This window comes from Streptomyces sp. NPDC002476, assembly GCF_042889785.1.
Lineage (GTDB): Bacteria > Actinomycetota > Actinomycetes > Streptomycetales > Streptomycetaceae > Streptomyces.
On record NZ_JBIARH010000026.1, the window covers coordinates 76,054 to 88,598 of the forward strand.

The following is a 12,545-nucleotide window of genomic DNA, read 5'->3' on the forward strand; positions in this document are numbered from 1 at the left end:
ACCCTCCGCGGAGGGCCGGCACACCCGCGAGGTGCGTTACATCTCAGGCAGCGCCGCCAGCGCCGCCATCCGGCGGATGGCCACCGCGTCGGCCGCACCCGTGTAGGCGCGCACCTCGTCGATGGCGCCGGCGAAGTACTCGCTGCCGCCGCCCAGCGCCGAACGCCCCACCTGCAGACCGCCGGTGGCGGCCCAGAGGGTGTCTTCGGCACCGTGCGCCGTGCCGGCCAACTGTCCGTTGACATACAGCCGGATCTCATTGGCGAAGGCGTCATAGACCACGGCCAGGTGCTGGCCGGAGCCGCCCGTGTCGGGCAGCTCCTGGTCACCGGTGAAGACCTTCACCTCGGCCTCGGACGAGTCGGACTGGGCGACCGCCAGCTCCCACTGCTGGGTAGCTGCCTGGTACCGGACCTGGACCCGGTTCGCGGCCGTCCCCGGCAGCGAGAGCACTGTCTGCGACTTCGTCGCGTCGAGCGAGGTGAGCAGCGCCCGGGCCGAGATCGTGAAGCTGGTGCCGCCGGTCACCGGGGCCGTGGCCGTGGCCGCGTAGTCCCCGTCTCCGTCCAGCACCAGGTTGCCTTCGCCGACCAGCGGCGCGGTGTCGAGCGGATCCGCCGGGCGGTAGATCGACGCGTTGCCGGCGAGGGTCAGACCCGCACCGTTCCCGGTCTCCGGGGAGACACCGTCGGTCGCCGCGTCGAGCTGCCAGTAGCCCTTGCGCTGCGGCTTGACCGTCTTGAGCTCAGCTACCTGCGCTGCGGGCAGCACCCGGTCGAAGACGCGGACCTCGGCGATGTCCCCGGTGAAGTTGTCGCGGTATCCGCTCTTCGCCGTGGCACGGCCGATCTGCAGCGGGCCGTACGACTTCCACACCGTGCGACGCGCCACGGCACCCTTAAACAACTCGTTGACGTAAAGCCGCAGTTCGGTCGTCTGAGCGTCGTAAACACCGGTCAGCAGGACCCACTGGTCCTTGACCACGGAGACTCCAGTGGCCACCGCCTTCCATTCGCCGATCGTGTCGACGTCCGTGACAGGCACGGAGAACGCCCAGGTGCCGGCTGTGGCGTCGTAGCCGAGGGTGAAGCCGGGCTCGCCCGTGCCGTCCTGGCTCACGACCGCCATGCTGCGGTCCAGGGCCGTGGGACGGACCCAGGCGCTCACGCTGAAGCCCTTCGAGGAGTCGATCACCGTCTCGCCGACATCGAGGTAGGCGCCCGCGCTGCCGTCGAAGGAGGCTGCCAAGTCCACCTTGCCGCCGGGTCCTTCGGCTCCGAAGGTGACACCGGTACCGACGTTCGCCGGGAACTCACCACTCTCGTCGTGGGCTTCGGATCCCGCCTCGTCGGCGAGGTTCCACTGACCCGCGACCGGGGCGCCTTCGGTCACCAGGAACTCGTAGTGCTGCTTGGCAGAGGGGTGCTCCGTCTTGTCGACCGCGATGACGTCCACCCAGTGGCGTCCGGCACGCGACGGCATCCAGGTCACCGATGCCGGGCCGCCCGCCGTGGACGCGGTCACCGTCGTGGTCGGGTTGGCAGTGCCGTCAAAGGCGTACCGGTACTTCACGATGTCGGTGTCGGGTACCGAGTCGTTCGGGTTCGGCGCGAAAGTGAAAGTGCCGTAGGTGCCCACCCCGTCGTGGTAGACGGTGTCCGACGGGTACTCCCTGGACAGCACGTTCGGCTTGCCGGGATACGTCTTGTCGTACATGAACTCGCAGCGCTGCGGGGTGTCGCCGCTATTGCTCCACGGGCCCCAGCCATCGCCGTCATTGGCGCGAGCGCTCCAGTAGATGACCACGCCCTCCGGGATCGTCGACTTCACCGTGTGCGTGAACTTGGTGTTGGCCGTGGGGGCCAGATACGAGGTGTCGTACGTGTACGACGTCTCCGCGGTGGCTCCCTTGGGGGTCCAGGCCACCTTGAACTGCACCTTGACCTTGTCGGTCTGGCCGTTGGCGTGGTCGGGGTCGCTGGCGATCGCCTGGAGCTGCGGCGGAACATCCGCGTACGGGCGGTTCGCGCCCCAGGCGCAGATACCGCCGGGGTTGGAGAACATGTCCGTCGTCTTGATCTGCCGTGGCAGGTTGTTGTAGCTGATCGACAGATAGGCGTTGCCGCAGATGCGCTTCCACTCGGGAAAGCGGGACTCGTCGGCGGCCCTGAGACCGAACGTCATCGAGGACCAGCCGCCGGCGGCCGCAGTCTTCACCTCGGAGGTGAGTTCGCCGGTCGCACCGCTCTCGAAGTGCAGGTTCGCCTGGCTGGAACAGGACGTCGGCGAGATGGCCTTGTCGACGGTCTGCAGGTGGTTCGACCAGTCGTTCTTGGTGTTCGACCAGTCGCTGCCGGAGGTGATGCTGTAGTTCTTGCCACCGATCCGGTACAGCTGGATCGGCTCGGCCGTCGGCGAAGCGCTGTAGATGTGCGCGACCCGGGCGTTGAACGAGGCGCCCAGGATCTGCTTCCCCTTGTAGAACGACATCGGCATGGTGAACAGCAGCCGACGTACGCCGACTCCGTTGCAGGACACCGGGTTGTAGTCGGTCGGACACTTGCCCACACCAGCGCTGTCCGAGTACTTCCAGTCCTGCTCGCCCGGCATCCCGGACATCACACCGGTCCACGCTGTACGCGAAGTGGTGCGCTGGATCGGGTCGATGACCACCGGGAAGACGGTGTCGCTCCCCTTGAGCAGCTTCTGGTCGGGTATCAGTGTCAGCTTGCCCTCTGCGACCTCGATGTCCAGCGGAGCGGCCTTGCCGCCACCGCCTGGGCCCTCAAGTGCGGGCGCTGGAGCGGTCTTCTGCTCTTCCGCGGCGGGCACGTCGGTCACCGAGGAGGTCAGGGCCCGGGCAACAGCCTGCGGGCCTTCGCTCCTCGCCGCCGCCTCCTGGACCGCGGACGAGTCCCACATGCCCGGCTTGCCCGCCTCGAAGACCGTGCCGCCCACCGCGGCGTCCTCGGCCTTGAGGGCACCTGCTGCGTCCTCCTTGACATTGAGGCCGTCAGTCGTCAGGCCGAGGTCGAGCCTGGCCAGCTGCGGATTCTCCGCGGCCTCGGGCGTCTTGACCACCAGCAGATGACCAAAGCCGTCGGCCTCGGCACGCACCTTCAGGTCGACGCCGGGAAGGGCATCGGCGTACGTAGCCGTGTCTCCCTCGACCTGCGGCGCGGGGAGCTTCCCGTACAGCCAGGTCAGGGCGAGCTCGCGGCCCGCACGGCGCATCGTCACGAAAGGCTTGTCCGCCTGCCCCGCCGAGAACCTCAGCTCGACGGTGGAAGCCTTCGGACCCCAGCTCCCGTCCGCGTGCTTGACCAGTGTCTCGTCGATGTCGGCCCATGCGCCGTTACGGACAGTTCGGATCGGATTGGTATACTCGCGGGCCGTGAACGTCCCGTCCGGCTCGGCGAAGATCTCACGCCGCTCCGTCCGCAGACCGAGAACCTCAACGTTCGTGCCACTCCTGCGGGCGGCCGCCAAGGCCTGATTTTCCGTCTGCACCGGTGCGGTCGAGGCCACTTCGGCTCGCTTGCCCGCCGTACCGCCGGCCTGCGGCAACCAGGCCAGGCCAGTCGTCAGTACAGCGCCCGCCGCCACGGCGGCCACCGAGGCACGCAGCACCAGGCTGCGCCCTGTTCGTCTGGACACTCGTCCACTCTCCATGTCGTTCATTGCGGTCAGCGGACTGTGGCACCGAAGGCGACACGGTCGGTCGGGAGGCCACCCTCACCGGGCTTCCAGGTCTGGGTGGGAGCACCGCCGGAGGCCACGTTCCACGGGAAGCCGTGGACCGCGTGGCCCTCGGCCGGGCCGTAGGGCATGCCCACGTACAACAGGGAGGGGCTGCTGCCCAGGCTCATGCCCGCGTACTGACGGGACGCGGGCTGAGCCGGAATGCCGTAGCCCGGCTCGATCCAGCTGTCTGCCGCTCCGGGCGCCCCGAGCATCGAGAACAGGGCCACTCCGCCCTTCTCCGCGTGCTCCTCCGCAGTTTCCTCGCCCGGCACACCGACTGCAAGACGCATCGTGGCCGCCGTACTGACCACATCGGTTGCGGTGTTGACGGCGGCAAGCCGCTGACCGAAGAAATCGCCCGGCTCTGCCTCGCCCTCGACATCGGGGATGTTCTGATCAATCCACTGGGTATGGACGACCGTCCGGTCGGCCTTGACCTGATACACCTGCACGGCACCTGCGTCGACCGTGGTCGAGAGATCCTCGCCGGGGACTCCCACCGCGAGCATCGAGTCAGTGATGGTCGCTGCCCCGCTAGGCCGATATGGAGCCATCGCCAGCGAGGTCCCGTACCCGTCACCGGTCTGCGCGGCGTTGTCGGGTCCGTCGGTCCGTCCCTGGCCCATGCCGAACATCGGGGCCGGTATCCCGTCAGTGTTGAGTGACGGGAGAAACGCCACTACAGCGCCGGCGGATTGCACGGTTCCGAGCGACTCACCCGGCACACCGACGACGAAGTGGCGGTCGGTGGAGGCGAGCGACGCCCCGAAGCGATCATAGGGCTCGGCATCCTCCCACACACCGGTGCTGTCCTGGCCGAAGGACACCGAGTTCAAGGAGGTGCCGTAGACGTAGTGAGCGATACCGATGTCCGTGCCGCCGGGTCCGTCCTCTCCGGGGACGCCGATGACGAGGAAGGGAATGTTGGTGGTCGACTTTCCGGCGGTCAGGGCATATCCGACCCAGTCCTCCGCCTCGTAGCCGCCCCCCAGCTTCCCGTCGGCACCTTGCCAGAGGCCCACTGATGCCGCCGCTCCCTGGCCGAGGCCGGCCGTGGAGCCGTAGACGAGATGCACCAGGCCGGCGTCCTTCACCACCCCGTCCGCCAGGTTCATATCCTCGTAGGGGGCGCCCACAGCAATGTCACTGCAGCCATCCAGGTTCGCGTCGTACACAGCAAAGGAGAAGCCGAACTGGTCTCCGGTCTCAGCCGAGTCCGAAATATTCGCTGTATCCTGTGAGAGTTCGAAAACTCCCTTGCCTCCGCCGTACACGACATGGACGAGCCCGGCCCGCTGCTTTCCGGACACAGTGGCTTCCGGATCGGCTATCACAACGTCACGAATGCCGTCTGCGTTGAAGTCGGAGGCCACGCCGGAACATGCGGTTGCCGCGACCGCCGGTGCGCCCCTACCCAACGGGCCACTCTGCCCCAGCGCGAGGAGTGCCGCCGCCAGGACAGTCGCGATCACCCCTCGCCGGACGGCCCGCAAAGGACCACCACTCAAGCCAGCCGCAGGCATAGCTGTTTGCAGCATTTCCCGCAATCCCCCATATCGGCGGGACACGCGCCAGCGCCCACCGAGGTCTATGTTCTCGAATGTGATGCAGCCGGAACCACGCCGCCCGCAATTCCGGCGGAAGCGATGGACCACGGATCAACAGGCGTCTTCCGCACGCCTGTTGACCATGTCAGCTTGAAGAGCATATGAACGTGCGAACCGGATGCCGGACGCGCGCATGGCGCATCGACACTTCCCCCCGGTCACCTGAGCTCCCCACCCGTGACGACTACTTGAAGCGGAAGTCACTTTGCCTTGAACTCACGGGACCAACAACCCACCCATGTCCGGCATCATCCGATCTCGGCGATCACGGGATCATCACAATGAACACATGAAGCTCAACTTCTAGCGTGTCAAGAAACGCCCGCGAGTCTGATGCGCTGCCGCCAGACTGACGGTTCGGAGTCCCGGACCGGGAATGGCTCACCCCAGGGACAGCGCCGCTCCGCCAACGTCGAGACTGCCCGGCATGCCGCGGGCCGGATCGCTGACATCACGACGAACACGCACATGGAGGGCGTGCGCTTCATGTACGCTGCCCGCCTTCCCGCCACCGTCACCATCCCGGTCACCGTCATACGTCACCAGTGCCCGCACTGCCGCCGCACCTGGGCCAAGCAGTACGCCGCCGACCTGCGGGCCGCCGTCAAGAACGGCGACGCCACCGTCACCCCAGTCGCCCCCGCCGTCGGCAACACCACCCCGACCCAGGTGCAAGCCATCAGTCTGGCCGACGCCGTCGCAACCGCGCTCGCCCTCGCTCCCCGGCCAATCGCTCGTACGCGGCCGGACCGTGAGCGAGCCGTTCGCGGAGATAGGCGGTGACCCACCCGACGCCGAGCGGGGCGCCGTCGAGAACGTCGCGCAGCGCGATCCTCGCGTGCATGGCGCGGTCGTTCAACACGCGGTCGTGCGCCTCCGTGCCTCCGACCGTGGCGGGCGCGGAGATGTCGAGGGCGTCAAGGACGGCCGCGATCAAGTCGTGCACAGCACCGTCCGGGGTACGGTCCTGCACGGGTCTGGACTCCTTGTCCTGAAAGGGGTGCGGATCAAGGCGCCGTCCGGTGGTAGGACACCTGACGGCGCCGCCCCGGCGGTGGGTGCGCGTGCACCGGGACCGGGGGCCGTCCGGCCCCTCCCGCCGCGGTGACCGCGACCATAGACTCCGCGATCATGACAACAGATGCGAGCATTCCGGACAGCGTGACCATTTCAGCCGACGCGATCACGACGGCCGACGGCATCACCGCCGACGGCGCCGTCACGGCGAGCGATGAGCCGAAGGACGCGGCCGGGGCCGGCGGACCGGCACTGTTCACCGTCATGTCCACCATGCGCGCCATGCGCCGCCTCAAGCCGGACCCGGTGCCCGACGAGACGTTGGAGCGGCTCGTGCAGGCCGCGGTCTGGGGGCCGAGCGGCGGCAACATGCAGTGCTACGAGTACGTGGTGGTGACGGACCGTGAGGTGATGGCCCGTCTCGCGCCGTTGTGGAAGCGGTGCGTGGACGCGTACCTGGCGACGACCGGGAAGCACGCGCCGAAGGGCATGGACGAGGCGGCCTACGGGCGGATGGTCGCCGCGATCACGTACCAGCGCGACCACTTCGCGGACACTCCCGCGCTGATCATTCCGTGCTACCGGTTCCCGGAGCCGCGGGTCGACGAGGAGGGGCTGCGGGAGTCCGCGCGGGCACTCGGCCCGGCCGCGACCGAGCGCATGATGAACATCCAGGACCGGTTCCAGGCGCTCGCCGAGGGCTCGTGCGTCTACCCGGGGGTGCAGAACCTGCTGCTGGCCGCGCGGGCGCTGGGGCTCGCGGCGAACATCACCGTCTGGCACCTGATGCTGGAACGGGAGTGGAAGGCGGTGCTCGGCATCCCCGAGGACATGCACACCTTCGCGGTGATCCCGGTCGGCCTGCCGCTGGGCTCCTTCGGTCCGGTCCGGCGGCGTCCGGTGGCGGACGTCGTCCACCGCGACCGCTGGTAGCGGTGCCCGCCCGGCCCCATTCGCTCAGCAGGGGCCGGGCCTGCGGGCGTCCACGGCCCGGCCCTCGACCGCGCACCACCCCCGGCTCGGGCTCGCGTTCCGGACGGCACGTCAGCCCCGTTCAGCTGAAAGGGAGTTGGACGCGCGGGCGAGATGATTGTCATGACCTGAACACATCATTACCCTGAGCGGCTCCGTGCCCCTCCCGCCCACCCGGGCCCGGGGACGCACGCCTTCCCCCCACACAGAGCAGGAGCAGGTATGTCACGACGAGCCGCCTCCCACGCCAGGGCCCGTACCTCCGCCCTGGCGGCCCTCACCGCCACCGCCCTGGCCGCGGCCGGCGCGCCGGCCCTCGCCGCGCCCGAGGGCGGCCGGCCCATGAACCGGGCGTTCGCGCGGGCGGCCGAGGAGTTCGGCGTACCGCGCGATCTGCTCACCGCCGTCGGTTACGGCGAGACCCGTCTCGACGGCCATGCCGGGCGGCCCAGCCAGGCCGGCGGGTACGGGGTGATGCACCTGGTGAGCAACCCCGTGAACCGGACGCTGGAGCGGGCCGCCGCGCTCACCGACGCGTCCCCCGCCGAGCTGCGCACCGACACCGCGGCCAACGTCCTGGGCGGCGCGGCGGTGCTGCGGGGTTACGCCGACACGCTCGGCCTCGACAGCCGGGACCGCGACGACATCGACGCCTGGTACCCGGTCGTCGCCCGGTACGCCGGTACGGACGGGCCGGCCGCGGCCCTGTACGCCGACGCCGTCTACGACATCCTGGCCGACGGCCTCGACACCGTCGTCCCCGGCGGCGAGCGGGTCTCGGTGACGGGCCGTCGGGTCGCCCCGCGGAAGGGCTCGACGGCCTCCGCGGACGTACGGACGCAGAGCCCCGACTACCCGTCGGCGCTGTGGGTCCCGGCCCACGCGGACAACTTCGCCGGCGGACGCACCGCGGAAATCGACAAGGTGATCATCCACGTCACGCAGGGCTCGTACGCGGGCTCGATCAACTGGTTCCGGGACCCGGCGTCGGGGGTGAGCGCGCACTACGTGGTGCGCTCCTCGGACGGTGAGATCACCCAGATGGTCCGCGACGCCGACACCGCGTACCACGCCCGCAGCGCCAACTCCTCGACGCTCGGGGTCGAACACGAGGGGTTCATCGACGACCCGTCCTGGTTCACGGACACGATGTACCGCTCGTCCGCCGCACTGACCAGACACCTGTGCGACCGGTACGGCATCCCGAAGGACCGGGCGCACATCATCGGGCACCACGAGGCCCCCGGCAACGACCACACCGACCCCGGCCCGCACTGGGACTGGGCGCGGTACATGGAGCTGGTCGGCGGGGACTCCGGCACCCCGGCCGACGGGCTGAGCTTCACCACGTACGACACCCTGAGCAGCGGTTCGACCGGTCCCCAGGTCACGGCGGCGCAGCGGCTGCTGGGCGAGCAGGGCCACCCCGCGGGGGCGGAGGACGGCGCCTTCGGCCCGGCCACGCTGAACGCGGTCCGGGCGTACCAGACGGCCCTGGGGCTGGACGCCGACGGCGTCGTGGGGGCGAGGACCTGGACCGCGCTGCTGTCGGGCGGCGCGACGCCGACGATCGGGCAGGGCGCCTCGGGCGACGCGGTGAAGCGGCTCCAGCGTGCGCTGACCGCGGCGCTGGGCTCGCCGCTCGGCGTCGACGGGAGCTTCGGCCCGGCGACGGCGACGGCGGTGCGCGCGTACCAGACGAGCCGGGGCCTGGCGGCCGACGGCGTCGTGGGCGCCGCCACCTGGGCGGCGCTGCAGGCCGGGCGCTGACGAGCTCGGTGCGGCCGGTTCCCGGTGCGCCCCCGGCCCGGTCCGGTCGGGGGCGCACCGGCCTCCGCTTCCGGCCACCGGCCGGGCCTCCGGCCACCGTCACTTTTCGGTAACCTGGCCGAAACCCTTGACGTTTCTCCCGGCGCTTTCTTAACCTCACTGCCCAGTAGGTAGTTCCAGCAGTTCACGTGCTGCGGCGCTTTCCGCAGTGTTTTGACAGGCACAGACACAGACCACCTGTCGGTGGCTTCGTCATGCCTGTTTCTGTGCTCCCCGTGCCGCCGACGGGTCTTCCTCGAAGGCGGACTCATGGCACAACGTCCGAGCGTCAAAGGCGTCGCCGACGTCGTTGCGCTCATCGATGGGCTGGGAAAGATCACCGGCCGGGCGCAGATCATCTGGTTCCTGGTGTTCGGCGGGCTGTTCCTCGACGCCTACTCCAACGCCGCACTGAGCGCGGGCCTGGGGCCGATGACGTCCCAGATGGAGCTCACGAGCACCCAGGTCTCGATCCTCACGGCCACCGCTCCGGCCCTGGCGATCATCTTCAACCCGGTGGGCGGCTGGCTCGCCACCCGGATCGGCCGCGTTCCCCCGCTGCTCATCGCCAAGGTGTTCGCGATCGCGGGCGCCCTGCTCGCCGCGTTCGCCGGTGACTTCACCGTCGTCTGGCTCGGCCGGGTCCTGGTGGGTGTCGCGTACGGCATCGACTTCGCGGTGGCCATGGCACTGCTCGCCGAGTACACGCCCGCGAAGCTGAGCGGCCGGCTCAACCTGTGGCAGGCCGTCTGGTACGTCGCCACCACCAGCAACCTCGCACTGGCCCTGTTCTTCTTCCACCTGGACGTCGGCGCGGACATCTGGCGCTGGTCGGTCGGCTCGGCCGCGGTCGTCGCCGCCGCGCTGCTGCTGGGCCAGGCGCTGATGCTCAAGGAGAGCCCCACCTGGCTGGCCAGCAAGGGGCGGCTGAAGGATTCCGTCGCCAACCTGGACCGGATCTACGGGATCAAGGCCGTCGCCGGTACGCCCGACGCGGCGACCCGCACCGCCGCCGAGGCGCCCGCCGTCGGGTTCCGCCAGGCCGGGCTGCTCTTCAAGGGCGCGTACCTGCCGCGCACGATCCTGTCCTCGGTGATCTCGCTCGGGCAGTCGATGCAGTACTTCGCGGTCGGCTGGTACCTGCCGCTGATCAGCCTGGCGATCTTCGGCGAGAGCTTCGAGAAGGCCACCATCGGATCGATGGTGTTCAACGCCTTCGGCATCGCGGGCGGGCTGCTGTCCGCGTACTTCGGCCGACGCCTCGGTCTGCGGCTCAGCTCCGCCGCCGGTTTCGCCGGGGTCTTCGTGGCCCTGGTGGCGATGGGGTTGACCTTCGAGAAGGTGCCCACGGCCGTGGCGTTCCTGCTGCCGGTCCTGTTCATCCTGTGCCACTCGGCGGGCCCCGGCGCCAACGGCAAGTCCATCGCGGCGCTCTCGTACAGCAGCGACGTGCGTGCGCTGGGCACCGGTGTCACCGGCATGGTCGGCAGCTTCGGCAGCGTCGTCGGGCTGTACGTGTTCCCGCAGATCAAGGAATCGCTCGGGCTCGCCGACACCTTCCTGGCACTGTCCGTCGTGCCGCTGCTCGGACTGATCACCTGTCTGGTGATCAAGTGGGACCCGATGAAGGCCGCCTCGCCCGACGAGGTCGCCGGTCAGGACCCCGACGCCGCCGCGCGGCCGGCCCGGTCCATGGCCGCGCGCTGATCCGCCGCGCACCCTCCCCTTCTCCTCGCTTCCCCCCGCCCCCTCCTCTCCTCCGCACGGCTCGCTCGCGATGCCCGCAACGAAAGGGCTGCAATGACGCAGACGTTCCCCGGCGCCGCCCCACGGCGCGGCGTGCTGTCCATCGACGAGGGCACCACGGGCACCCGGGCCGGAGTCGTCCTCGACTCCGGAGCCGCCCACGAGGTGTTCTACCGGTCGATCGCGGTCGGCCACCCGGACGACCTCTCCGTCGAGCAGGACCCGATGGAGATCTGGACCGCCACCGTCGAGGTCGCGCGCCGGGCCGTCGGCAGGGCCCGTGAGGAAGGCATCGAGATCACCGCGGTCGCGCTGTCCACCCAGCGGGCCACGGCGATGCTGTGGGACCGGGTCACCGGCCTGCCGCTGCTGCCCGCGGTGGTGTGGCAGGACCGGAGGTACGCGCAGGAGCTCACCGCGTACGAGGCGGAGTGGGACGCCGCCCTGCTGGCCCGGCAGGGCCGGCCGGTCGGCGCCCGCGCACCGTTCCTCTGGGCCGCCCGGCAGATCGCCGCGCACCCGGAGGTGGCCGCCGCGCACCGCGAGGGCCGGCTGCTCTTCGGCACCGTCGACACCTGGCTGATCTGGCGGCTCACCGGAGGCGCCGTGCACGCCACGACGCCGACGAACGCCGCCTCCACCGGTGGATATCTGCTGGAGCGACACGCCTGGGACGAGGAGTGGATCGGCCACCTCGGCTTCCCCCTCGGCCTGCTCCCGGAACTCCGCTCCGACGACGCCGGATTCGGCACGACCGACCCGGCCGCCCTCGGGATCGCCGTCCCGCTGACCGCCTCCATGGGCGACCAGCACGCCGCGCTCGTCGCGCTCGGCGGCCTCGCCGCCGGGCAGGGCATGTGCGTGTACGGGACCGGCGCCTTCGTCGACGCGGCGACCGGCACCACGCCCGCCCTGCCCCGGCCGGACATCTCCGGGGTGCTCGCCCAGCCCGGCCGGCGGCAGGGCGACATCAGCCACTACAGCCTGGAGGCGTACACCTCCACGGCGGGTTCGGCACTGCGCTGGCTCTGCGACGACCTGGGCCTGTTCGCGTCGCCGAAGGAGCTCGGTGAGGAGGCGGGCCGGGTCCCCACCCGGCCGGGCCGCACCCCGCGTTTCGTCCCGGCGCTCGCCGGGGTCCGTACGCCGGTCTGGCACCCGGAGGCCACCGCCGCCCTCACCGGGCTCACGCTCGCCACCACCCGCGCCGATCTCGCCCGCGCCGTGCTCGACGGGATCGCGCACTCGGTGTGCGACCTGATCGACGGGGTCGCCGACACCATGGGCACCCCGTTCACCCGGCTCCGGGTCGGCGGCGGCGTCTCCGGCAGCGACCCGCTGATGCGGATCCAGGCCGACCTGACCGGTCTGCCGCTGGAACGGGTCTCCGACTCCGCCACCGCCAGCCTGCGGGGCACCGCGTATCTCGCCGGTGTCGCCCAGGGCCTGTGGTCCTCACTCGAAGAGATCGTCGAGGCGCAGCCGCACGGCCGCGTCTTCGAGCCGTCGCTCCCGGCGGCCGAGCGCGCCGAGCAGCGGGCCGCCTGGCGCGAGGTGCTGATCGCGCATCTCGGCGACCCGGCGCTGCGCCCCCTCAACACGTCCACCCCCCACTGACGGCCCCCGGCCGTCGCACCGGCGGCCCGTCCC

General features: G+C 70.3%; 7 protein-coding genes. 5 read left to right on the forward strand and 2 right to left on the reverse strand.

Features of this window, described 5'->3' with window-relative positions:
- Positions 1-36: 36 nt before the first annotated feature.
- Both ACFYXM_RS25880 and ACFYXM_RS25885 read right to left on the reverse strand, forming a co-directional pair.
- Entirely contained in the window at positions 37-3,657 is a 3,621-nt protein-coding gene (locus ACFYXM_RS25880; RefSeq protein ID WP_389292769.1) for a LamG domain-containing protein, read from the reverse strand.
- A gap of 29 nt (positions 3,658-3,686) precedes the next feature.
- Complete coding sequence (locus tag ACFYXM_RS25885) at positions 3,687-5,117, reverse strand: FG-GAP repeat domain-containing protein (RefSeq protein WP_389292771.1); 1,431 nt, start codon at positions 5,115-5,117, stop codon at positions 3,687-3,689.
- Positions 5,118-5,837: 720 nt separating this feature from the next.
- Between ACFYXM_RS25885 and ACFYXM_RS25890 the strand changes: the two genes are divergently transcribed.
- The 5 genes from ACFYXM_RS25890 to ACFYXM_RS25910 all read left to right on the forward strand — a co-directional run bounded on the left by ACFYXM_RS25890 (position 5,838) and on the right by ACFYXM_RS25910 (position 12,512).
- Positions 5,838-6,134 (forward strand): hypothetical protein, encoded by a 297-nt coding sequence (locus ACFYXM_RS25890; RefSeq protein ID WP_389292773.1) that lies wholly within the window; start codon positions 5,838-5,840, stop codon positions 6,132-6,134.
- A gap of 498 nt (positions 6,135-6,632) precedes the next feature.
- Positions 6,633-7,301, forward strand: coding sequence for a nitroreductase family protein (locus ACFYXM_RS25895; RefSeq protein WP_389292818.1), 669 nt, complete (start codon positions 6,633-6,635; stop codon positions 7,299-7,301).
- A gap of 261 nt (positions 7,302-7,562) precedes the next feature.
- Positions 7,563-9,110 (forward strand): peptidoglycan-binding protein, encoded by a 1,548-nt coding sequence (locus tag ACFYXM_RS25900; protein ID WP_389292774.1) that lies wholly within the window; start codon positions 7,563-7,565, stop codon positions 9,108-9,110.
- A gap of 309 nt (positions 9,111-9,419) precedes the next feature.
- Positions 9,420-10,856 (forward strand): MFS transporter, encoded by a 1,437-nt coding sequence (locus tag ACFYXM_RS25905; RefSeq protein ID WP_389292775.1) that lies wholly within the window; start codon positions 9,420-9,422, stop codon positions 10,854-10,856.
- 93 nt (positions 10,857-10,949) lie between these two features.
- Positions 10,950-12,512: an FGGY family carbohydrate kinase gene (locus ACFYXM_RS25910; protein ID WP_389292777.1), complete on the forward strand. Its 1,563-nt coding sequence runs from the start codon at positions 10,950-10,952 to the stop codon at positions 12,510-12,512.
- The last annotated feature ends 33 nt before the right edge of the window (positions 12,513-12,545 follow it).

Bases quoted from the DNA above. Each gene is read 5' to 3' on its own strand.
- ACFYXM_RS25890 (WP_389292773.1), top strand. From the start codon at position 5,838: ATGTACGCTGCCCGCCTTCCCGCCACCGTCACCATCCCGGTCACCGTC.
- ACFYXM_RS25895 (WP_389292818.1), top strand. From the start codon at position 6,633: ATGTCCACCATGCGCGCCATGCGCCGCCTCAAGCCGGACCCGGTGCCC.
- ACFYXM_RS25900 (WP_389292774.1), top strand. From the start codon at position 7,563: ATGTCACGACGAGCCGCCTCCCACGCCAGGGCCCGTACCTCCGCCCTG.
- ACFYXM_RS25905 (WP_389292775.1), top strand. From the start codon at position 9,420: ATGGCACAACGTCCGAGCGTCAAAGGCGTCGCCGACGTCGTTGCGCTC.
- ACFYXM_RS25910 (WP_389292777.1), top strand. From the start codon at position 10,950: ATGACGCAGACGTTCCCCGGCGCCGCCCCACGGCGCGGCGTGCTGTCC.